We start from the raw sequence: 23,382 nt of genomic DNA on the forward strand, positions 1-23,382 counted from the left end.
CCAATCCGTGACTAATCACTTTGTTCTGAATCGACGAGAACTCACTCGGTACCAACCGCATCACTGCGCCAGGTACCTGGTGTTCTCATATCAAAACGTGACCGTCACTTTGTCTTCTAGAAGATCCTCGCTAGAGGATCCGCGAGACGCCGCCGACCACGTTTCTCTTTCTTCTCATATTCAATTGTCAAATAACCGACGATCATTCTGCATCAGCAAAAACCGTCTCTATAATCAGCAAAACCACTAAGACAGAGTTACCTTCGAGACCAAACCGTAATCCGGTCCCAGCAGCATCTCAGCCAACTTTTTAGCGATTTTTCCAGAACGAAAGAAGTCGTCGCCTGCAGCGCCGCCGCCCTCGTTCTGTGAAGCGGGTTATAAGGGCCACTCCACACAACGTCAACAACGAAGATTCATAAAACTGAAAAAATTAGATAAGTGCCTGAAATGGAAGAGTTATTCTGATTTTTTTGGGTTTTGGCTGCATTAATAATCGTTAACGACGCGATGCTTGGCATATGTATATAATGTCAATCAAGCCGATCATGCTGAAATGCTCTTCGCCTGGCATTCTTGTGCATCCACGGGGAAACATGCGATAGCGGAGGCATTCCGAAACTCTTCCGAAAGTGGCTGCCGTGCGCGTACTCTCCGATGCCTTCATCCCTGAATTGCCGAACGCCTATCGCGGCAAGGTACGTGAGAATTACGATCTGCCGGACGGCAACCGCATCATTATCGCAACCGATCGCCTGAGCGCATTTGACCGTATCCTGACGTCCATCCCTGACAAGGGCCACATCCTGACCCAGACTGCCCGCTACTGGTTTGAAGCGACGAAGGACATCTGCCCCAATCACGTCGTCGCTTATCCCGATCCGAATGTCGTGATCGGCAAGCGACTGGACATCCTGCCGGTCGAGATCGTCGTGCGTGGTTATCTAGCCGGCACGACAGGCACCTCGCTTCTCACCCTCTATAAGAAGGGAGAGCGCAACATGTATGGCCTGCATCTGCCAGACGGGCTGAAGGACAACCAGATTCTCCTGCAGCCGGTGATCACGCCGACCAGCAAGGCGTTCGACGGTAGCCATGACGAACCGCTCACACCCCAGGAGATCATCGACCACAAGCTGCTGACGGCTGAACAATGGGAGACGTTGTCCCGTTATGCGCTCGCATTGTTCGCGCGTGGCCAGGAACTTGCCGCCAAGCGTGGCCTGATCCTCGTGGATACCAAATACGAGTTCGGCACCGACGAGACAGGCAAGATCATTCTTGCCGACGAGATCCATACGCCCGACAGCAGCCGCTACTGGATTGCCGACGGCTATGACGAGGCCTTCCGCGCCGGCAGCCGGCCGAAAAGCTTTGACAAGGATTTCATTCGTGCCTGGGTCGTCGAGCGATGCGACCCTTATAAGGATGACATTCCGGAAATTCCGGCCGAGCTCGTCGAGGAAACCGCCGAGGTCTATCGCACCGCTTATGAGACGATCACCGGCGAGACCTTTATACCGGATCAAAGCGGCGAAACGGTTCTCGATCGTATCCGCACAAATCTCGCGCCCTATTTCAACGTCCGTTGAAGCGCGATCCCGCAATCCTATCTGGCAAAAAAACACGAGGCGATAGTGCGTAGACCACGGCGCAAGGCGGAAGAGACACGGGAGGATATCCTCTCGACGGCCGAGACCCTGTTTCGCGAACAGGGCATCGCCAAATGCTCGATCGCCGACGTCGCCCATGCGCTTCACATGTCGCCGGCCAATATTTTCAAGCATTTTCATTCCAAGGCGGCCTTGGCGGATGCGATCTGCGATCGGCATATCAACCGCATGATCGGCCGATTCGGCACGCTGGACGAGGTGGCGCCGGCGCCGGAGCGCCTAGTGATCGTCGTGCGCAAGCTGATGGAAGCGCATCTCCAGGACATCAAGGACAACCCTTATCTTTTCGAGATGATCTTCCTGATGTCGGAAGCGGATCTACCGAGCGGCCGGCACTACAAGGAGCTGATCGAGGGGCTTTTCATCAAGCTCGTCCGCCATGGCGTCGAGAGCGGCATCTACAAATGCCGCGACATCGAATCGACCAGCCGGCACGTCTCCGCGGCCTTTGCGAGCGTGCTTCACCCGGTGCTTCTGGTGAAATCCGATGAGGCTGAATTGCACGAGCGATGCGATGGTCTTGCCGAACTTGTGAATGCTGCGCTGCAAAACCCGCTTGCAAAGTGACGATTTGTAATTTACGTCACTTTTAACACATGTGACGCTGGCCGAAGCTTCTCGGCCGGCCGCCACTGTTCTGTCTGCTTAAGACGGGTTAACCTCCTGCATTTCGCCCCGGCAAACGGCCTGGGCGACTATCCCCGACGCTTTGCCTTGGATGAACGCCATGACCGGACGCAAACTGATCCTGCCCCTGATTTTCTCCGTGGCGCTCGCCGCCTGCAGCGATTCGGGCCAGAAGGCCGCCGGTAACGGCCAGGCGGGAGGCGTACCGGCCCGACCGCCGCAGCCGGTCAGCGTTATCGTGATGAAGAAGTCCGATTATCCGATCACCTCGATCCTGCCGGGGCGTGCATCGGCATTCCAGATCGCCGATATCCGGCCCCGGGTGGCGGGCGAAATCAAGGAAATCGCCTTCAAGCAGGGCAACGAGGTAAAGGCCGGCGATCTTCTCTACAAGATCGAAGACAGTACCTATGCGGCCGAAGTTGCGCAGGCTAAGGCTACAGTTTCCAAGGCGGAAGTCAGCATTCCGGCCGCCCAGGCCAACCTCAATCGCTATGAGCGGCTGGTCAACAGCGGCGCGACGCAGATCGAATATGAGAACGCCCGTGTGACGCTCCTGCAGGCGCAGGCGGATGTCGAGCAGGCGAATGCCGCCCTCAACGCTGCACAGATTAATCTGAACCTCACCGAAGTTCGCGCGCCTTTCGACGGCGTGACGTCGATTTCGAATGTCAGCATCGGCAATATCGTTACCGCCAACCAGACGACGGCGCTGACGACGCTGCGCAAGATCGACCCGATCTATATCGACCTGATCGATTCGAGCACCAACCTGCTGGAATTGCGCGCCGCAATGGCGTCGGGCCGTCTCAGCGGTGATCCGCGCAAGGCCGATATCCGCCTTTCGCTGGAGGACGGCACCGAATACAAGCAGACCGGCAAGCTCGACATGTCCGATATGGCCGTCAGCGAAACGACCGGTACCTACCAGATCCGTGCCCTTTTCGATAATCCGAACGACATGATCCTGCCGGGCACCTATGTCCGCGCCACCGTGACGCTCGGCAACGAGAACGGCTACCTCATCCCGCAACGCGCCGCGACCCGCAATGCGCGCGGCGAGCTATCCGCCAAGTTCGTAACCGCCGAAAACAAGGTCGAGACCCGCATTTTCCCAGCCAGCACGGTATCCAACAACAACTGGCTGGTGACGCAGGGCATCAATGACGGCGACAAGCTGATCGTCGATGGTTTCCAGTGGATCGCCGACGGCGCGACGACCGCTCCGGTGGAAGTGACGATCGATGCCAAGGGCCTGGTCGTCGAACCGCCGAAGCCGTGATCATCAGGCACAACAGATAAAAGACGAAACGCGGCAAGGAATTTATTGAATGGCCAAGTTCTTCATTCGGCGACCGGTCTTCGCCTGGGTCATCGCGATCGTCATCATGCTGGGCGGCGCGCTTGCCATCGCGACGCTCTCCATTTCGCAATATCCGGACATCGCGCCCACCACGGTGCGCATCACGGCAAGCTATAATGGTGCGAGCGCCGAGACCGTCGAGAAATCGGTGACATCGATCATCGAGGACGGCATGACCGGCCTCGACGACCTCACCTATATGACCTCGGCTTCCTCGACCGGCCGCGCGACCGTGTCGCTGACCTTCGGCACCAGCATCATGCCCGATATTGCGCAGGTGCAGGTGCAGAACAAGCTGCAGCTCGTGCAATCGCAGCTTCCGGATGTCGTCCAGCAGGCCGGCATTGAGGTTGCGCGCTCGACATCCAGCATCCTGATGGTCGGTGCGCTGGTCTCGACCGACGGCAAGCGCTCTTCCGTCGATCTCGGCGATGTCTTTTCGACCAGCATCGAAGACCAGGTAAAGCGTCTCGAAGGCGTCGGCAGCATCGATATCTTCGGTTCCGGCTACGCCATGCGTGTCTGGCTCGATCCCTACAAGCTGCAGAAATACCAGTTGACGGCGGCCGACGTGACTTCTGCGATCCAGTCGCAGAACACCCAGGTTTCGGTCGGTTCGCTCGGCGGGCTTCCGGCCGTCGAAGGTCAGCAGCTCAACATCACCATGACCGCCCAGAGCCAGCTGACGACGGTCGACGAATTTGAGCGAATCATCCTGAAGGTCGAGCAGGACGGCGCGACCGTGCGTCTTTCCGATGTCGCCCGCGTCGAGATCGGCCAGGAAAGTTACGGTGGCAATTCGCGCCAAAACGGCCTGCCGTCAACGGGTTTTGCCGTCAACCTCGCAACCGGTGCCAATGCACTCGATACCGCCGCGCTCGTTCGCGCCCAGCTGACAAAGCTGGCGCCGAACCTGCCGCAAGGCGTCGAGATTACTTACCCCTACGACACCACGCCGTTCGTCGAACTGTCGATCGAAAAGGTCGTTCACACGCTGATCGAGGCGATCATCCTTGTCTTCGTGGTTCTTCTCATCTTCCTGCAGAACCTGCGTGCGACGATCATCCCGATGATCGCCGTTCCGGTCGTTCTGCTCGGCACGTTCGGCATCCTCGCGGTCGCGGGATATTCGATCAATACGCTCACCATGTTCGCGATGGTTCTGGCAATCGGCCTGCTTGTCGACGACGCGATCGTCGTGGTCGAAAACGTTGAGCGAATCATGGACGATGAGGGATTGAGCCCTCTCGAGGCGACCGAAAAGTCGATGGACGAAATCACCGGCGCCATCATCGGCATCGCGCTGGTTCTGACCGCCGTGTTCATTCCGATGGCCTTTTTCGGTGGCTCGACCGGCATCATCTATCGCCAGTTCTCGATCACCATCGTCTCCGCCATGCTTCTCTCCGCGCTGGTGGCGATCGTGCTGACGCCGGCGCTTTGCGCCACGATGTTGAAGCCGATCAACCACGAGAAGAAGCGCCGCGGCATCGGCGCGATGTTCAACCGCGGATTCGACAAGACCACCAAGGGCTATACCTCGACGGTCGGTTTTCTTCTCAAGTGGCCCCTGCCGGTCATGGTGCTGTTTGCGATCGTCGTCGGCGGTTGCGCCTGGTTCTTCACCAAACTGCCGAGCTCTTTCCTGCCGCAAGAAGACCAGGGCGTTCTACTGACGATCATCCAGACGCCGGTCGGCGCCACGACGCCGCGTACCGACGAAGCCGTCAAGAAGGTCGAGACCTATTTCCGCGAGCAGGAAAAGGACAATGTCGAGACAGTGTTCGGCGTCCTCGGGTTCAGCTTTGGCGGCAGCGGCCAGAACAACGCAATCGTCTTCACCAAGCTGAAGGACTTTGCGCTGCGCACCAAGCCTGAACAGGGGGCGGCAGCCGTCGTGCAGCGCGCCAGCCGTTACTTCTTCACGATCCGCGATGCGCAAGTCTTCGCTCTTCTGCCACCGGCCATCCAAGGCCTCGGCACGTCGAGCGGCTTCTCCATGTATCTGGTCGACAGCGGCAATAACGGCAATGCGGCGCTGACCCAGGCTTCCCAGCAGCTGATGCAGGCAGGCGCGACCAATCCGAACATCAGTTCGCTGCGCAGCAGCACCCAGCGTTCGGAAACCCAGCTGAAGATCCTGCTCGATCAGGAGAAGCTCGGCGCCATGGGTGTCGATCTCGCCTCCGTCAACTCGATGCTGGCAACGATCTTTGCCGGCCGCGACGTCAACGACTTCACGCTGAACAACGAGCTGAAGCCCGTCTATGTTCAGGGGGACGCCCCCTTCCGCATGCAGCCGGACGACCTGAAGCACTGGTTTGCCCGCAACAATGCCGGCGAGATGGTGCCCTTCTCCTCGTTCAGCACGGTGCAATGGATCAGCGGCACACCGCAGCTCGCCCGCTACAACGGAACGAGCGCCATCCCGCTCGACGGCGCGGCAGGCCCCGGCGTCAGCACCGGTCAGGCCATGGACGAGATGGAGCGCCTGACGGCGCAGTTGCCGGGCGGTTATACCGTCGCCTGGCAGGGCATCTCCTATCAGGAGCGGCTGTCCGGCTCGCAGGCTCCGATGCTTTACGCCCTGTCCGTCCTGATCGTCTTCCTTTGCCTGGCGGCACTTTACGAAAGCTGGTCGGTGCCCTTCTCGGTCATTCTGGCTGTGCCTGTTGGCGTGCTCGGCGCACTGACGGCTGCGCATTTCTTCGGGCAGGCGAACGACGTTTATTTCAAGGTCGGCCTGCTGACGACGATCGGGCTAGCGGCGAAAAACGCCATCCTGATCGTCGAATTCGCCAAGGACCGGCAGGAGGTGAACGGGCTGAGCCTGATCGATGCGACGCTGGAAGCGGCCCGCCTACGTCTTCGCCCGATCGTGATGACCTCACTGGCCTTCATTCTCGGCGTGGTGCCCTTGGCAATCGCCACGGGTGCCGGCTCCGCGGCGCAAAACGCGATCGGTATCGGCGTGCTGGGTGGTATGCTTTCTGCAACACTCCTCGGAATTTTCTTTGTACCGTCCTTCTTTGTTGTTGTCCGCCGGTTATCAAACCGTAAAAAACAGACAATATCAGGTTAACGCCGGTCGCCTGACCGGTCACCTATCAGCACCCTGCCAGTTTGGTTCGCTGGCCGGGGCGGAGCGCAAGCGACGCGATCATGACGGTCGTGCTCAAGAACCACCGAAGTGTTTGATCGGACATATGGAATAAGATGATGTTATTCGTTCGTGTTGTGGCTCCCCTTACTACCGCTCTTTTGCTCTCGGGCTGCGTCCTCGGCCCGGACAATTCCCCTCCGGAAATCGCTCTTCCGGGCAAGTTTGCCGAAGCCGGCAAGACCAGCAATGGCGACGTTTCGCAGGTTGCCTGGTGGAAGGCGTTTAACGACAGCCGTTTGAACGGCTACATGCAGCAGGGCGTCGGCCAGAATCTTGACGTGCAGCAGGCGGCCGAACGCATCAATCAGGCCAAGGCGGCTGTCATTTCGGCGGGCGCGGGCGGGCTTCCGTCACTCGATCTCGGAGCTTCCGCCGATCGCAGCGGCACAAAGGGCATCGGCGATACGGCCGACCCGGTCAATGGCCGTCCTGCAACCAACGTGTCCGGCCAGCTGAGCGCCGCCTGGTTCCTCGATCTCTTCGGCCTCTACAAGCGGTCGAGAGAGGCGGCAAACGCCAATCTCGATGCGGCCTATGCCAGTGTCGATGTGGCGCGCCTGTCGCTGCTGTCGCAGGTCGCCTCTGCTTATATCGACGTCCGTTATTACCAGGAGCGCATCGCAATCGCGAATGCGAACCTCAACTCCCGCCGCGAGACGCTCAACCTCACCAAGCTGCAGCTTGATGCCGGCGCGGCTTCCCGCCTGGATGTCGTCCAGTCCGAAGGTCTGGTGAATTCGACGCTGGCCGAACTGCCGGGTCTCGAAACCCAGTTCCGCCGGGCGGCGCATCGCATCGCAACGCTGCTCGGCATGCCGGCTTCGTCGCTCGTCGCCGAGCTTCAGCGCGCTTCTCACCAGCCGACTGCCCGCTTCAACTCCTCCGCGGGCGTTCCTGCAGACCTGATCCGCAACCGTCCGGACATCCGCGCTGCAGAACGTCAGCTCGCCGCAGCCGGCGCCCAGATCGGCGTTGCGGAGGCCCAGCTCTACCCGGCGATCTCGCTCGGTGGATCGATCACGCCTTCCTTCACCAAGACGGCTTCCGGCAAGACCAGCCTCTTCAGCTGGTCCTTCGGCCCGCAGCTGAGCCTGCCGATCTTCGACGGTGGCGCACTCAAGGCAAACCTTTCCTCGCGTGAATCTGAGGCTCGCGAAGCCTATCTGGCCTGGAAGCAAACCGTTCTCAGCGCCGTCGAAGAGGTCGAGAACGCGTTGGCTGCCGTCAACCGCGATCGCCGCACGGTCAGCGCCCTCCAGGCAACCGTCAAGTCCTACGGGGAAGCCCTGCAGCTCGCCACCGCCAGTTATCGCGATGGTGCGTCTTCGCTGCTCGACGTCCTCGACGCCCAGCGCCAGGTCTCGACGGCTCAGGCAAGCCTTGCCCAGGCAGTCCAGCAGGTTGCACAGGATTACGTTGCGCTCAACGTCGCCATCGGCGGCGGTTACGGCTGGGGCGCCACCGCTCCCGCCAAGGCAGCCAACACCAAGCTCGTCCTCAAGGATTGAAACCATGGCCGGGTTTCCTGGCCATCCTTCTTCCTTTTATCCAAAGAAAAACCCTCCGAAGCATCGCTCCGGAGGGTTTTTTATGGATTGAACGCGAATGAACCGATGATCAGTTCTTGGCGCGTTCGACATAGGAATTGTCTTCGGTCGCGATGACCACGCGGGTGCCGGCATCGATATGCGGCGGAACCGCCGTACGAATGCCGTTCGACAGCATGGCCGGCTTGTAGGAGGACGACGCCGTCTGGCCCTTCACGACCGGTTCGGTTTCGACGATCTCGAGCGTGACGTGGCGCGGCAGCTGGATTGCCAGCGCAATACCTTCATGCATCGAAAGGATGCAGGTCATGCCTTCCTGGAGATAGGCCTTCTGATCACCCATCGTATCGACATCCACGACAATCTGGTCGTAGTTTTCCGGGTTCATGAAGTGGAAGCCTTCGCCGTCTTCATAAAGGAACTGGTGGTTGACGTCTTCGACGAACGCGCGTTCGACCTGCTCGGTGGTGCGCCAGCGCTCCGACACCTTTACGCCGTCAACGATGCGGCGCATGTTGACCTGAGTGACCGGGGTGCCCTTGCCAGGGTGGAAGTTCTCGGCGGTGAGAACCACGTAGAGCTTTCCGTCGACGTCGATGACGTTGCCCTTGCGGACAGAAGAAGCGATGATCTTGACCATGGGTTTCCTTATGTGCCTGACGGCTTGTCACTGCCGAAAATGCGTCGTAGAGGACCGAATGATAACCGGCCCAAGGGACGACCCTCGGGATTCAATGTCTGTTTTCCGGGCGCACGTATCCTAAAATCGCGCAAAGTGGAAGCCTTGCCGGGCAGAACCGGCGAAGAAAGCCATAAATGAGTTCCTCTCGCCCTGCCCAATCCCGCTCGCCCTGGTGGCAGACGGATAGCCATGCAGACCGCCGGCCATTCCTGATGGGCCGCAATGCGGTGCAGACGGCGCTGCGCGGATTCTTCAGCACGCAGGATTTCATCGAGGTCTACACCGCGACACTGCAGGTCTCGCCCGGTAACGAAACCCATCTGCATGCTTTCACCACGGAGGCCATCGCGATCGATGGTGGGCGGGCACCGCTCTATCTGCATACGTCGCCTGAATTCGCCTGCAAGAAACTGCTGGCTGCCGGCGAGCAACGCATCTTCACCTTTGCGCACGTCTATCGAAACCGCGAGCGCGGTCCGTTGCACCATCCGGAATTCACCATGCTCGAATGGTATCGGGTCGGCGAAAACTACGAGCAGCTGATGGCAGACTGCGCCGCGATGCTGGCACTTGCCGCCGAGACCGCCAAGACCAAGCGCTTTGCCTTTCGCGGCATGGAAACAGACCCGTTGGCCGAGCCACAGCGCATCACCTTGGCGGAAGCGTTTGACCGCTACGCAGGCATCGATCTGCTGTCTTCCATCGCCGATAATGGCGAAACCGATCGCGACCTGCTCGCGGCCGGCCTTGCCAAAGCTGGGCTCCGTGTCTCCTCTGACGACACATGGGCCGATCTCTTCAGCAAGGTGCTGGTCGAAAAGATTGAACCGCATCTCGGCCAGGGCCGCGCGACAATTCTATGCGAATATCCGGTTTCCGAAGCAGCCCTTGCCCGTCCCTCGGCCCGGGACCCTCGCGTCGCCGAACGTTTCGAGCTTTATGCCTGCGGTGTCGAGCTTGCGAACGCATTTGGCGAACTGACCGATGCCGGCGAGCAGCGCCGCCGCTTCGAGCATGAGATGAGCGAGAAAGCCCGCATCTACGGCGAACGTTATCCGATCGACGAGGATTTCCTCGATGCGCTTTCGGCGATGCCCGAGGCAAGCGGTGCTGCTCTCGGCTTTGACCGGCTCGCCATGCTGGCAACAGGCGCCAGCCGAATCGACCAGGTCATGTGGGCACCGGTAGCAGAGGTGTTCCCATGAGCGCGGCCCGATCCTTGAAGACGGCCGACGACCTGGCATCTGCCGGGCTGGTAACGCCGGACCGGCTCGACAGCATTCGAGACGTTGCCGACCGTTATGCGGTGGCGCTGACGCCGACCGTCGTATCGCTGATCGAACCTTCCGACGAAAGCGATCCGATCGCGCGCCAATTCGTGCCGGATCCGGCCGAATTGCTGACGACACCGGAAGAACGTGCCGATCCGATCGGCGATCACGCCCACACCCAGGTCAAGGGCATCGTCCATCGCTATCCCGATCGCGTCCTGCTGAAGGCCGTGCATATCTGCCCGGTCTATTGCCGTTTCTGCTTCCGACGCGAGATGGTCGGCCCGCAGGGGGATGGCACGCTGGCGGCCGACGAACTGGCTGCTGCCCTCGCCTATATCCGCGACCATTCCGAAATCTGGGAAGTGATCCTTACCGGCGGCGATCCGCTTGTGCTTTCACCGCGCCGGCTCGGCGCGATCATGCGCGGCATTGCGGAAATCCCGCATGTAAAGATCGTCCGCTTCCACAGCCGCGTGCCGGTGGTCGATCCGGCCCATATCGACGCGGCGCTGATTTCGGCACTGAAGGAAAGCGGCAAGGTCGTCTATATAGCCCTCCATGCAAATCATGCCCGCGAGTTGACGCAGGAAGCCCGCACCGCCTGTGCCCGACTGATCGATGCCGGCTTCCCGATGATCAGCCAGACGGTGCTGCTGCGCGGCGTCAACGACGATCCGGCCGTGCTGGGCGAACTGATGAAGGCGTTCGTGGAGACGCGGATCAAGCCTTATTATTTGCACCATCCCGACCTCGCCCCCGGCACAGCGCATTTCCGGCTGGATATTGCCGAAGGACAGAAGATCGTTTCCGCGTTGCGGGGTAATATTTCCGGCCTTTGCCAGCCGACCTATGTCCTGGATATTCCCGGCGGTCACGGCAAGGCGGTCATCGGTAAGAGTGCTGTCAGAACCGAAGGCGGCTGTTATTCCGTCAGCGATTTCCGGGGCGAAGAGCATTGTTATCCTCCGCAATAAACCGGCTTCCGGCCCATGTTGTCGATGCCGGTATGGCTGAAAAACTGATTGTATAGCGGATTTCCGATAGCAAACACCTTGTTATGACAACAATCGCTTGAGGGATTTTACGTAGCCGTTGCTTGTTTAGAGAAACCGGTACACAATCCTCGCACAATAGTTCATCGCAATAATTGAGTATCACGGTGTATCCGAAGGGCGCAGCTCTTTGATTCGCGCTCCTTTTTTACGCACCTATTCCGGACGGTGTAATGCGATCACCAGGCCAGTCCCGTATTGCCGATGCCGAACAACCCTCGAATTCACCCGAGGATGACCATCTGAGACGATTGTCCGTTGCCTATCAGGTAGCGAGCTTCTGCCTGATTGGTCTTGGAGCGCTCTGGCTCACGTGGATGTCGGTCGAGCGTCAATGGCCGCTGGTTTTTTTGAACATCGCCTATCTGATCGCCGGCATCTATCTCTGGCTTCGCATCCGCAGCGGCCGGTTTCGCGTTGCCGCCGGGCTCGTGCACGTCTTCCTGTTTTTCGTCATCACCGAGATCTGCCTTCTCTATGACATTCCCGATCCGGCAGCGCCTCGGGTCACCCATATCTATTTTCTGGCTATGGCTTTCCTTTTTTATGTGACATTCCGGGATATCAAGCCGCGGATGACCTATGCCGGCGTACTGATCTACATCGCCGGCTTCATCATTTTCTCCAGCACGACGTTTGCGGGACCGTTCGCCAGCCCCCTTCCCGATGAATTGCGCGTTTTCGGCGCCTGGATGCATAGCAGCATCGCCGTGGCCATCATGTGCGCCAGCGTCTACATTATGCAGGCCGACCACGCGACGCGCTCCCGTATCGGTGGCCAGCTCGCCGCCGCGCTGGCTGAAGATCAGTTCGAACTGCATTTTCAGCCGCAGGTGACCAAGGAAGGTTCAATCAGCGGCGCCGAGGCCTTGTTGCGATGGAAACATCCCAAACGCGGCATGGTACCGCCCGGGGAGTTCATCCCTGCCGCCGAACAGCTCGGGATCATGACGCTCATCGGCAAATGGGTTCTGGACAGCGCCTGCGCTCAGTTGGCTGCCTGGCATCAAGATCCCAACAAAAGCCGCCTCAGGCTCGCCATCAATGTCAGCCCGCAGCAGTTTCGCGATGAGAACTTCGTTTCCGACGTAACCGGGATTGTCCGCCACCATGGGGTCGATCCCGGCAGTCTGGATCTTGAACTGACGGAAAGCATCGTCGTCGAGGATATCGAAGATGTCATCGCTAAGATGAAGATCCTCGTCGACCTCGGCTTCACGCTGTCGCTCGACGACTTCGGCACCGGCTATTCGTCGCTTCGTTACCTGAAACGCATGCCGGTTTCGCAGGTCAAGATCGATCAGACCTTCGTCCGCGACATGCTGTCCGACGAGCGGGATGCCGTGATCGTCAAGGGCATCATCCAGCTCGGCCACGAGTTGAACCTGTCCGTCATCGCCGAAGGCGTCGAGATCGAAAAACAGCGTGAGTTTCTCATCGAGCTCGGCTGCACGGACTTTCAGGGCTATCTCTTCAGCCGCCCGCTGCCTGCTCCGGAATTTACAAAGCTGCTGGAGGCACGCGCCACTCTTCCCTGAAGAACGTCGGCAAGATCACGCCGCCATAGTCCCGTCGCGGAAATGAACGCATCCGGCCGCGTCGGCCAGCCCGAGTATATCGACCCGATGATCGCTTCGCTGGATCAACGGCCAGCGCCTCGAAGTGCGTGGCGGCATGTCATCCTGAGCTGGAGAACCGCCGAACCGGGGCTTCCGCCGTATTGCCAGCGGAGGCTTTCTGTATCGGCCTGAAGCAGGAAAATCCTTGTTCCTGCGTCCACTGCCCTGCATCCGGCCGATCGTTCGAATTTTACAGAATCCCGCAGCCCTAACTTCAACACGTTTCTTACCGGAATCTTATGCTTTCCGGCGTAGGCATGTTCCCAGCGATGAACGCTTGAGTTCCAACCATCGGGAGATGTCGAGATGAACGAGACCATTCGCGAACTGCTGGCAAAAGTCGGCGGCCTTCCGGTCGCCGTGGAGACGCTGGAAGACGGCGCCGATCTGTATGCGGCTGGCCTTTCCTCTTTCGCATCCGTACAGCTGATGCTCGCCATCGAAGAAAAATTCGACATCGAGTTTCCGGACAATCTGCTGAATCGCAAATCTTTCGCCAGCATCTCGGCGATCGAAGCGACCGTTGCTCAGATCCTGAAAGCTCGCGAGGCCGCGTGATGAGCCTTCCAGCCTTTGCCGCAGACATGACGCTGGGCGCTCGTGCCCACCGCGTCGCAGCGGTGGCGGCGGAGTTCGCCGACCGCGTCGATCGCGACGGCCGCTTCCCGCGCGAAGCCACCGACGCCATGAAGGCCGAGCGCCTGCTCGGCATCCAGATTCCGACCGCTTTCGGCGGCGAGAGCGCTTCGATCCAGGAAATCGCCGAGGTTTGCTCGATTCTCGGTCAGGCCTGCGCCGCCAGCGCCATGGTTTTCGCCATGCATCAGATCAAGGTGTCCAGCCTGGTCGAGCACGGCAGCGAAAGCGAATGGCACAAGGATTTCATGCGGGAGCTCGCCTCTCGCCAGCTTCTCGTTGCGTCTGCAACCACGGAAGCCGGTATCGGCGGCAATATGCGCAATTCGATCTGTGCGATCGAGATTGATGGCGGCACGTGCCGGCTGACCAAGGACGCAACCGTCATTTCCTATGGCGCCCATGCTGATGCGATCATGGTCACCTCCCGCTCCAGCGAAAAGGCTGCGCCGACCGACCAGGTCATGACCGTGTTCAAGCGCGGCCAGTACACGATCGACAAGACGGTCGACTGGGACACGCTCGGCATGCGCGGCACCTGCTCCGACGGTTTCCTGTTCAAGGGCGAAGCGCCGGCAGTACAGATCTTCCCGAAACCGTTTGCCGAGATCGCGGCGCAGTCCATGCTCGCCACCTCGCATCTTTGGTGGAGTTCGGTCTGGTATGGCATCGCCGCCGATGCGGTTCAGCGCGCGCAATCCTTCGTGCGGGCAGCCGCCCGCAAGAGCAATGGCGCCGTGCCGCCCGGTGCGACCCGTCTGGCAGAAGCCTCCAACCTGCTGCAGCTCCTGAAGGCCAATATCGTCGCCGGCCTGAAGACCTATGCGGATGCCAAGGCAGACCCGGACCAGCTGTCCTCCATGGCCTTCTCGATCGCCATGAACAACGTCAAGCTCGCCTCGTCGGAAACCATCCTTGTGATCATCAACCAGGCGATGATCATCTGCGGCATCATGGGTTACAAGAACGGCACGCCTTACAGCCTCGGCCGTCACCTTCGCGACGCGCACTCCGCTCAGCTGATGATTTCCAACGATCGCATTCTCGGCAATACGTCGACCATGCTGCTCGTGCAGAAACCGGACACCAGCCTCATCGGCTGACGCCCCTCAATCTTCAAGTAATTGTCCGTCAAATGAATTGAATGAGGTGAAAGCCATGGACATGCAAGTTTCCTTTCTCGACCGCCTGTTCGATGCAGGCCTGCTGATCGATACCGGCGTCGACGGCCTTTACGGCCGCAGCGGCCAGTTCGAAGACGTCATCGCCGCTTTTGAACGCCTGATCGACAACGTCGGCGGTGCCGATGGCGCGGAAGCCATGCGCTTTCCGCCGGGCATGAACCGCGCCTTCTTCGAGCAGAGCGGTTATATGAAAAGCTTTCCGCAGCTCGCCGGCACCGTTCATTCCTTCTGTGGCAACGAACTCGACCACATGAGCCTCTTGAAATGCATGGAAGTCGGCGAGGAGGACTGGACCGCGGACCAGAAGGCGACCGACATCGTCCTGACGCCGGCCGCCTGCTATCCGCTCTATCCGACCGTCGCGCGCCGCGGCAATCTGCCGAAATCCGGCGGCCTCTTCGACTTGCAGAGCTATTGCTTCCGCCATGAGCCTTCCAAGGATCCAGCCCGCCAGCAGCTGTTCCGTATGCGCGAATATGTCTGCATGGGCACCGAGCAGCACGTCACCGACTTCCGTCAGCTCTGGATGGATCGCGGCGTCGAAATGATGAAATCCGTCGGCCTCGACGTGACGATCGATGTCGCCAACGATCCGTTCTTCGGCCGCGCCGGCAAGATGATGGTCAACAATCAACGTGACCAGAACCTGAAGTTCGAGCTGTTGATCCCGATCACCTCGACCACGAACCCGACCGCCTGCATGAGCTTCAACTATCACCAGGATTCATTCGGCACCAAATGGGGCCTGAATCTCGAGGACGGAAGCGTCGCCCACACGGCCTGCGTCGGCTTCGGCCTGGAACGCATTGCACTGGCGCTGTTCCACACCCACGGGCTCGACACTAAGGCCTGGCCGGAAAGCGTTCGCGCCACGCTCTGGGGATGATCCGATGAAGGTTTTCGCTAACCTCGATCCCGGCGGCTACCAGCCGCATCCGCTGCATTCCGCAGAACGGATATGGCCGGAAACCAATTGTTACGTCGATCTGTGGATCGAAGTGCTTTCGGCTCAAAAACTGCCCCCGGAAGCCATGCTGGGCTTCACGCTCACCCAGGATTTCGAGGGCGACCAGTTCACCTTTTTCAAGGTGCCGCTGGAAGATCTCGAAGCGCTCTACGGTATCCGGGTGACCGAGCTGGCGATCTTCGACCGGCCGGAGCGCCATGTAACCGAGCAGATCGGCCGCGGCCGCCTGAGCCTGCTTGAGCTCGACAGCTATTACCTTCCGGACACCCGTGGCCTTACCTATCGCCAGCAACATGGCAAGACGACGGTAGCCATCAATCGGCTCGACCTCGAAACCCGCGAGCTCGATTATTTCCATAATGGCGGCTTCTTCCATCTGGCCGGCGAGGATTTTGACGGGCTGTTCCAGACGAATGCGGCGCCCAACGCTCTTCCATTCCTGCCTTACACGGAGTTCGCCAAATTCCCGGCGGGTTATCCGGGTTCCAAGGAACTGCGCGAAACCGCATGGAAACTGCTGCGCCACCACTTCATCCGGCGGCCTGCCAAAAACCCGATTCGTGCTTTCGCCGAGGTTTTTCCGGCTCAGGTCGAGAAGGTGGCCGAGCGCGATTTCAGCTTTTTCCACAAATACGCCTTCAACACGCTGCGGCAGTTTGGTGCGAATTTCGAGCTTCTCGCCAGCCATCTCGCCTGGTTGAACAGCAAAAGCTTCTCCGATGCCGAAAAGCAGGCGCTGCGGATTTCCGAGGTCGCAAAATCCACTCAGTTCCAGCTTGCACGTGCGGTAACGCGCAAGAAGTTCGAACCGCTCGCAACGGCGCTCGATCCGGCGGCGGAAGCCTGGGACCTGCTGATGGCTGATCTTGCCGTGACACTTGGACAAGCACGCGAGGCCGCGTGAGCATTCTTTCCCTGATCGATAGCCAGACCAGCCGTCTCGATGATGGCTGGTCTTTGCTTTTGAGCGAACCGGGAACCTATGCATTGCCGGGCAATATTCCGGCCGAAGCGGAAACAATTCCGGCGATCGTACCGGGAACGGTTGCTGCTGCCCTGAAAGCTGCGGGCCGCTTCGACCGCGACAACCCCGAACCGCTGATCGACAAGGATATCTGGTATTGCCGCGCGCTGACAGGTGAAGCGCCGGGACCCGCTGTACTTCGCTTCGAAGGACTGGCGACCATCGCCGAAGTCTATCTGGATGACCGCTTGATTCTGTCTTCGCACAGCATGTTCGAAAGCCACGATATTCCCGTGGAACTGACCGGCATGGAAACCCTGTCGATCTGCTTGCGAGCTTTGAAACCGCATCTGGAGAAAACAGGCCCTCGCGCCCGCTGGCGGCCACGGTTGATGAACAATCAGGGACTACGACTGATCCGGACCACTGCGCTTGGCTTCATGCCGGGATGGAGCCCGGAAATTCAGGCCGTTGGGCCATGGCGACCTGTTTCGATGATCAGAAGCGCACCGCCGCTCTCCCGTGAGGCGCGGGAGATTGGACGGAGCACCATCCCCGCCGACAACCACTTCTCAGCTGGAAAAGAAGGAGGCTTTCGCCTTTCGGCTTCCCTTGGCGAAAATGGCGAAGGCATCCTGAAGGTCATCTTAGCCGGTGAGCAGCCGAGCGACGACCTTCACCTCCTCTGCGCGGGCCAGAAGACCCTCTTCACCTACTCCGAAGAGCGCTATTCCGCCGAACTCCGCATACCGGACGTCGCCCCGTGGTGGCCGCATACACACGGTGAACCGGCCCTCTACGAGGTCATCCTCCGTATCGACGGCAGAGACATGCCCCTCGCCTGCACCGGATTCCGCAATATCTCGATCGACCGTGGTCTCGACGGCAACGACTTCGCGCTCATCGTCAACGGCGAGAAAATCTTTTGCCGCGGCTCGGTCTGGACCACAGCCGATATGGCCAGCCTCCCTGGCGATCGCGCAAGTTACGAACCATGGCTCAGGCTGGCAAAAGACGCCGGCATGAACATGATCCGCATCCCCGGCATCGCCACCTATGAAAGCCCGGAATTCTTTGCGCTTTGCGACGAACTCGGCCTGCTGGTCTGGCAGGACCTGATGTTCGCCAATTTTGATTATCCGGTCGCCGATCCGGATTTCGTGATTCACGTGAAAACCGAGATCGGTCAATTCCTGCAGAGAACGCAGGCCAATCCATCGCTGGCTGTCGTCTGTGGCGGCAGCGAAATCTGGCAGCAGGGCGCCATGCTCGGCCTGCCGGAGCGCATCTGGAAAGGTCCGCTCTGCACGGAAATCCTGCCTGGTGTCGTCGCTGAAAGCCGCTCGGACCTGGCCTATGTCGCAAACTCGCCCTCCGGCGGAGCGCTGCCTTTCTACCCGAATGCGGGTGTCGCGCATTATTACGGCGTCGGCGCCTATAAACGCCCCCTCGAAGATGCCCGCCGGGCGAATATACGTTTTGCCGCCGAATGCCTTGCTTTTTCCAATCTCTCGGACACTGAAACACTAAGCGGCGGCAAGGTCGGCATTCCGCGGGATGCCGGAGCCGACTGGGATTTCGAGGATGTACGCGATCACTATCTAGGCGAACTTTACTGCGTCGATCCACATCAGCTGCGTATTACCGATTTCGAGCGCTATCTGACGCTCTCGCAGACCGTGACCGGCGAGGTGATGGAAGCAACCTTTGCCGAATGGAGAAGACCCGCTTCCACATGCAACGGCGCCCTCACTTTCACATTCCAGGATGTCATGTCCGGTCCCGGCTGGGGCATCGTCGATATGAACGGCCGGCCGAAACTCTCATGGTTTGCGTTGAAACGCGCTTTCCGTCCGGTGCAGGTGTTTTTCGCAGATGAGGGGACCAACGGCCTCGATATCCATCTGCTCAACGAGACTTCGGTAGCCATGCCGATAATGCTGGAAATCGCCTGTCTGCGTGATGGCAAGCTGCCGGTCGTTTCCGGCCGCCGTGATCTCACGCTGTCTCCGCGCAGCACGCAGAGCATCGCCTGCACTGATCTCTTCGGCGCCTTTTTCGACACCAATCATGCCTATCGCTTCGGTCCGCCATCGCATGACTTGACCGTTGCGCGCTTACTGCACGCAGAAACCGGCGCGATCATTGCCGAGGCGTTCCATTTCCCGCTTGGCCGGGCCAATGCAATGCATGACGCGGATATCGCGGTGGCGCTTGTCGAAGATAGTGGGCGGTTCTGGCTGGAGCTTTCGACCGATCTTTTTGCCCAGTCCGTCTCGATCGCCGTCGATGGGTATCGGCCCTCGGACAACGGCTTCCATCTGGCGCCCGGCGCGGTGAAACGTGTCGACCTCACGGCTCTGTTCGGCAAGGTGGCACGTCCAACCGGTTTCGTCCGATCACTCGGCGGCGACCGCAGCACGCGGTTTTGACGTCACCGCATCGTCCAGCACGAAACGAAAGGCCATCTGCCGAAGGGCATTGAAATAGATGTCGCGCGCATGTTCCGGCGTCAGATTATGGTCCGCATCCGGGATGATAGCCGGCAGGACGTTCGGGAAGCGCGCAAGGCCTGCCCCATCATGGCCGAAATAGAAATCGTATTGCTCAATCCCCAGATCGTGCTCGCTATAAAGCAGGCAGACGGGCGTGCCGCGTTCGTTGAGCGTGCGGAATGCGCTGTAGATCGCCCGGCCTTCGGGCATGAAGCCACGGAATATATGCAGCACCTTGTTACGAACCCGCGCGCCGATCCCACCGATGACATTGCGCATCGCTGCAGTCAGGTTGACTTCGCCTCGGACGATGCGCCGGAAGGTTTCGAGCCGCAGCGCCCGGCGGGTATAATCCTCAAGGCTGCGCGAACCATTGACAATCGCCTCGTCCACCGAGCGCCCCGGCTTCCAGCGGAATACGATCGGATTGACCAGGACTTCGCCGGCGATACGGGGTTCGCCAAGTGAGGTCTGGAACGCGAGATAGGCGCCACTGCACCGCCCTGCCGCCACGACCGGCGTCAACCGTCGCGACTCCAGGAAATCGATCGCTTCCGTCACGTCGGCATTTTGCGTGGAATGATACAGAACCTGTTCCGGCCGGCCGGGAACAGGCGGGCTGTCGCCGGCGCTTGCCGTATCGAAACGCAGCGAGGCAATGCCCGAACGGGCGAGCGCCCTCGCCATTTTAACAGTCGCGCGGCCCCAGCCGGCATGGCGATCATAAGCGGATGTTAGAAAAAGCACGGTCGCACCCTTGCGGCCATGCGACGGCTCGCAAAGCATGCCGGAAAGGCGATTGCGGCTACCGAAACGGACCGGGGTCTCGGAAAACCCGTTACCTTCCAAGGGTTCGGCGACGATGGCGCGGCGCACCGGCGACTGATCGGCGGCAAACGGCAGGCCCGCCACCCAATCGGCGAGGTTTTCGGCAACATCGACCGGCAACCGGGCGATGGCCGGGTTGGACACCAATTGCTGGTAACCGCCAAAAGGCTGCTCTTCGACATTGACGCCGAGCGCCTTGAGGTAGATCGCGAACTCCTTGTCTGCCGGCCGATCGGGACGGGCCACGACGAGGGCACGCCTTGCCGGCGCGCGGTCGAGAGACATCAGGTTGAACCTGCGCACTTCCTCAGTGATTTCCGCCGGCAGGGTCAGCGAGGCGATGGAAGCACTATCCTTGCTGCGATATTCTTCACCGAGGCCGAGATTTTCATCCACAACCCGTGACCAGACGGCAAGCTCGCGCAGATGCATACGACCGGAAACGACGGGAGCAAGATAGGCGATCGCCTCAAGCCCTTCGATCCGGTCGGCAGCACCGGTCGCCACGGCGGCACCGAGGCCCTGCGCGATCACGACGATCCGGGAGCAGCCGGAAAAGGCACGAAGCCGCTCGCCCGCCTGGACCAGGCTATCGCCCCAAACGGAAAGACCGGCGTGGAAATCGACCTCGTCCAGCGCGTCGCCCGTGCCGGGATAGTCGAAACGCAGGCTGGCTATGCCTCGATCTGCCAGATTTTCAGCGATGATCCGCCAGAATTTCCGAGTACACATTTCCTCCAGCCCCCAGGGGCTGGCGAAGAGCACCGCGACGGATGAGGGTTTGACACCGGCTGAAGGCGGCGTGAACAGCCCGACGGTCCCGCCAAACGTCAGCGGCTCCGCCGCCGAACGGGGCGGCAAAGGCAGGGCATTACTGCTCAGGCTGATTGTGCTACGGGCGTCCGTCATCGGTGTGTCGGGTTTCCAATCGATGTTCCAGCTTTACGCCGGTCTTCCTTCCGGAACCTTAAGCGAATACCGACAATTTTAGCGGCTGCAGGTCGATTGTTCCGAAAAGACGCGAGAAAGCGTCTGCATTTGTGGACGATCCGCCAGCTTGCCATTCTTCTCGACGGGCTGGATGTTGAGCGGCTCGTCCTCGGGCCACCAGGCACCTCCCGCCCAGTAGGACCAACCCAGCCAGACATCGGCATTCTGCTCGACCGCACGAACCATGTCCACCAACGCAGGCTGGCAGGTTTCATCGGTCGGAACCGCGAATTCACCCAGAAATCCCCTCTGGTGGTTGTCCCTCAGCCAGCTAGCTACATGGCCGACCGCCTTCACCGCATCCGCCGCGCGGGTGCATTCGGCGTTCTTGCCGGAAAAATCGATGTCCAGATATTGGTGAAGCTCATAGGCATAATTGTCTTTCGGATCCGTGACGCCGAGCATGACGGACCCGTTCGGCGTTCCATAGTCACCGGCAACCCAGCTATGGGCACCGGTCCAGGCCGTACCGGGGACCAGAACGAGATTGGCAGCACCCGTCTGACGGATCGCGCCGATCGCGCTGTTGGCCGCTGAAAGCCAATCCTCTGCAGAAATATCGTAAGGTTCGTTCATCAACCCGAAGGCGACGCCATCGACGCCCTGGAAAGCGCCTGCGAGCTTGCGCCAGAAATCCGCAAATGCGCTTTGCGGCACGGCTTCCGAGCCGATCAGTTCGCCGCGAAAACGGGCATAATTGTGCGGATCGAGAATGACGGCCATGCCCTTGGCGCGAATGATCTTCACCGTATCGCGCAACCGCTTCAGCTCCGCCGCATCTAGTCCCTTGTAGAGCTGCGGCTGCAGCCGCTCCCACAGGAACGGCAAACGGACGATATTGAACCCTTTTTCCGCGAAATAGGCGATCGTCGCCTGCGAGGGATAGACGTATCCCTTCTCGTATCGGTCGCCGAGCTTCCCGAATTCCGCACCGGCGAGATTGACGCCGCGAAGACAATCGGTCGCCGCCATTGCCGGTTCGCCAACAAGGCCGAAACAGACAAGGGCACCTGCAAACTGTCGCCCATAACGCCCAGAATTTCGCGATTTCTGAATCAAGACATTCTCCGCATTAGAAATCGCTAACGTTTATTTCGACTTTGAAACAACCTTTGAAGGCGCGAAAGGTTCTCCAAAAGCGGCCCGACGACGGCTATACGCGCCAGAACGGCGTTCTGGGAACGGAATTTTACATCACCCGGCTTAAGGTCAAGCCCCAACAGGTATCGATATTGCAAGTTCGGCAACGGCCTGTACACACAGCGGTGAACAAGCCTATTTAGGCAGCGGCATTTTTCCTGCAAAATCCGGCCTAGATATTGTTCGGTCCTGTTTTTATGTATACACGAAATGGCCACTGAATGGCGGAGGAGGGAGATTTTTGATGAAGAGCTATGTCCTGACCGTTTCCTGCAAGACGACGCGCGGCATCGTCGCGGCGATTTCCGGCTTCCTGGCGGAAAAGGGTTGCAACATCATCGATAGTTCGCAGTTCGACGATCTCGACACGGGCAAGTTTTTCACGCGCGTTTCCTTTATCTCCGAGGAAGGTGTCGATCGCACCGGCTTGACGGAAGGCTTCAAGCCGATTGCTGAGAAGTTCTCTATGGAATGGGACGTTTTCGACACCGACGAGCGCATGAAAGTGCTGCTGATGGTTTCACGTTTCGGTCACTGCCTGAACGACCTCCTCTACCGCTGGAAGATCGGCGCGCTGCCGATCGATATCGTTGGCGTCGTCTCGAACCATTTCGACTACCAGAAACAGGTCGTCAATAACGACATCCCCTTCCACCACATCAGGGTGACGAAGGAAAACAAGCCGCAGGCCGAAGCCCAGCTGATGGACGTCGTCGAGTCGAGCGGCACCGAGCTCGTCGTGCTCGCCCGCTACATGCAGGTTCTCTCCGACCAGCTCTGCCAGAAGATGTCGGGCAAGATCATCAATATCCATCACTCCTTCCTGCCGAGCTTCAAGGGCGCAAACCCTTACAAACAGGCTTATACGCGTGGCGTGAAGCTTATCGGCGCGACGGCACATTACGTCACTGCCGATCTCGATGAAGGCCCGATCATCGAGCAGGACACGGTGCGGATCACGCATGCGCAATCGGCGGACGATTACGTTTCACTCGGCCGCGATGTTGAGAGCCAGGTTCTGGCTCGCGCCATCCATGCGCATATCCATCACCGTACTTTCATCAACGGCAACCGTACCGTCGTCTTCCCGCCAAGCCCGGGCTCATACGCTTCCGAGCGGATGGGCTGACAGACAGCGGGACCTCAAATGAAAAGGCCGGACAAAAACGCCCGGCCTT

At 59.6% G+C, this 23,382-nt stretch carries 17 protein-coding genes; 14 read left to right on the top strand and 3 right to left on the bottom strand.

All coding sequences use genetic code 11. The annotated features are described in order from the left end of the window. Nucleotides 1–641 precede the first annotated feature (641 nt). The 5 genes from KX729_RS23445 to KX729_RS23465 all read left to right on the top strand — a co-directional run bounded on the left by KX729_RS23445 (nucleotide 642) and on the right by KX729_RS23465 (nucleotide 8,334). Complete coding sequence (locus tag KX729_RS23445; protein WP_219744915.1) at nucleotides 642–1,592, top strand: phosphoribosylaminoimidazolesuccinocarboxamide synthase; 951 nt, start codon at nucleotides 642–644, stop codon at nucleotides 1,590–1,592. Between the two features lie 42 nt (nucleotides 1,593–1,634). Further along, the gene (locus KX729_RS23450) at nucleotides 1,635–2,240 is read left to right on the top strand and encodes a TetR family transcriptional regulator (protein WP_219745089.1); all 606 of its coding nucleotides are present in this window, start codon (nucleotides 1,635–1,637) and stop codon (nucleotides 2,238–2,240) included. 160 nt (nucleotides 2,241–2,400) lie between these two features. Then, nucleotides 2,401–3,582, top strand: a complete 1,182-nt coding sequence (locus KX729_RS23455; RefSeq protein WP_219744916.1) for an efflux RND transporter periplasmic adaptor subunit — start codon at nucleotides 2,401–2,403, stop codon at nucleotides 3,580–3,582. A gap of 49 nt (nucleotides 3,583–3,631) precedes the next feature. Beyond that, nucleotides 3,632–6,745, top strand: coding sequence for an efflux RND transporter permease subunit (locus tag KX729_RS23460; protein WP_219744917.1), 3,114 nt, complete (start codon nucleotides 3,632–3,634; stop codon nucleotides 6,743–6,745). A 137-nt stretch (nucleotides 6,746–6,882) separates the two neighbouring features. Beyond that, the gene (locus tag KX729_RS23465) at nucleotides 6,883–8,334 is read left to right on the top strand and encodes an efflux transporter outer membrane subunit (RefSeq protein ID WP_219744918.1); all 1,452 of its coding nucleotides are present in this window, start codon (nucleotides 6,883–6,885) and stop codon (nucleotides 8,332–8,334) included. Between the two features lie 109 nt (nucleotides 8,335–8,443). Here the strand turns inward: KX729_RS23465 and efp are convergent, their stop codons facing one another. Further along, nucleotides 8,444–9,013 (bottom strand): elongation factor P, encoded by a 570-nt coding sequence (gene efp, locus KX729_RS23470; protein ID WP_219744919.1) that lies wholly within the window; start codon nucleotides 9,011–9,013, stop codon nucleotides 8,444–8,446. A 176-nt stretch (nucleotides 9,014–9,189) separates the two neighbouring features. Between efp and epmA the strand changes: the two genes are divergently transcribed. The 8 genes from epmA to KX729_RS23510 all read left to right on the top strand — a co-directional run bounded on the left by epmA (nucleotide 9,190) and on the right by KX729_RS23510 (nucleotide 19,183). Next, nucleotides 9,190–10,260, top strand: a complete 1,071-nt coding sequence (gene epmA, locus KX729_RS23475) for an EF-P lysine aminoacylase EpmA (RefSeq protein WP_219744920.1) — start codon at nucleotides 9,190–9,192, stop codon at nucleotides 10,258–10,260. Then, the gene (locus KX729_RS23480) at nucleotides 10,257–11,303 is read left to right on the top strand and encodes a lysine-2,3-aminomutase-like protein (protein ID WP_219744921.1); all 1,047 of its coding nucleotides are present in this window, start codon (nucleotides 10,257–10,259) and stop codon (nucleotides 11,301–11,303) included. Before epmA ends, KX729_RS23480 begins: the two co-directional genes overlap by 4 nt. A gap of 251 nt (nucleotides 11,304–11,554) precedes the next feature. Then, nucleotides 11,555–12,919: a putative bifunctional diguanylate cyclase/phosphodiesterase gene (locus KX729_RS23485; protein ID WP_219744922.1), complete on the top strand. Its 1,365-nt coding sequence runs from the start codon at nucleotides 11,555–11,557 to the stop codon at nucleotides 12,917–12,919. Between the two features lie 387 nt (nucleotides 12,920–13,306). After that, a complete protein-coding gene (locus KX729_RS23490; protein WP_219744923.1) occupies nucleotides 13,307–13,558 on the top strand; it encodes an acyl carrier protein in 252 nt (83 codons plus the stop codon). Next, nucleotides 13,558–14,739: an acyl-CoA dehydrogenase family protein gene (locus KX729_RS23495; protein ID WP_219744924.1), complete on the top strand. Its 1,182-nt coding sequence runs from the start codon at nucleotides 13,558–13,560 to the stop codon at nucleotides 14,737–14,739. Before KX729_RS23490 ends, KX729_RS23495 begins: the two co-directional genes overlap by 1 nt. 55 nt (nucleotides 14,740–14,794) lie before the next feature. After that, the gene (locus KX729_RS23500; protein WP_219744925.1) at nucleotides 14,795–15,706 is read left to right on the top strand and encodes an amino acid--[acyl-carrier-protein] ligase; all 912 of its coding nucleotides are present in this window, start codon (nucleotides 14,795–14,797) and stop codon (nucleotides 15,704–15,706) included. 4 nt (nucleotides 15,707–15,710) lie between these two features. Continuing rightward, nucleotides 15,711–16,691 carry a DUF1839 family protein gene (locus KX729_RS23505; protein WP_219744926.1) on the top strand — a complete coding sequence of 327 codons (981 nt, stop codon included), beginning with the start codon at nucleotides 15,711–15,713 and terminating at the stop codon, nucleotides 16,689–16,691. Further along, nucleotides 16,688–19,183 (top strand): glycosyl hydrolase 2 galactose-binding domain-containing protein, encoded by a 2,496-nt coding sequence (locus KX729_RS23510; protein WP_219744927.1) that lies wholly within the window; start codon nucleotides 16,688–16,690, stop codon nucleotides 19,181–19,183. Before KX729_RS23505 ends, KX729_RS23510 begins: the two co-directional genes overlap by 4 nt. On the opposite strand, the gene KX729_RS23515 is transcribed toward KX729_RS23510, so the two are convergent. Both KX729_RS23515 and KX729_RS23520 read right to left on the bottom strand, forming a co-directional pair. After that, nucleotides 19,151–20,983, bottom strand: a complete 1,833-nt coding sequence (locus KX729_RS23515) for an alpha/beta hydrolase family protein (RefSeq protein ID WP_219744928.1) — start codon at nucleotides 20,981–20,983, stop codon at nucleotides 19,151–19,153. The genes KX729_RS23510 and KX729_RS23515 overlap by 33 nt on opposite strands. Before the next feature lie 78 nt (nucleotides 20,984–21,061). Further along, a complete protein-coding gene (locus KX729_RS23520; RefSeq protein WP_219744929.1) occupies nucleotides 21,062–22,036 on the bottom strand; it encodes a glycoside hydrolase family 5 protein in 975 nt (324 codons plus the stop codon). Nucleotides 22,037–22,448: 412 nt separating this feature from the next. Between KX729_RS23520 and purU the strand changes: the two genes are divergently transcribed. Beyond that, nucleotides 22,449–23,333, top strand: coding sequence for a formyltetrahydrofolate deformylase (purU, locus tag KX729_RS23525; RefSeq protein WP_219744930.1), 885 nt, complete (start codon nucleotides 22,449–22,451; stop codon nucleotides 23,331–23,333). The last annotated feature ends 49 nt before the right edge of the window (nucleotides 23,334–23,382 follow it).

The sequence above is a fragment of the Neorhizobium populisoli genome, assembly GCF_019430945.1.
Classification (GTDB): Bacteria; Pseudomonadota; Alphaproteobacteria; order Rhizobiales; family Rhizobiaceae; genus Neorhizobium; species Neorhizobium populisoli.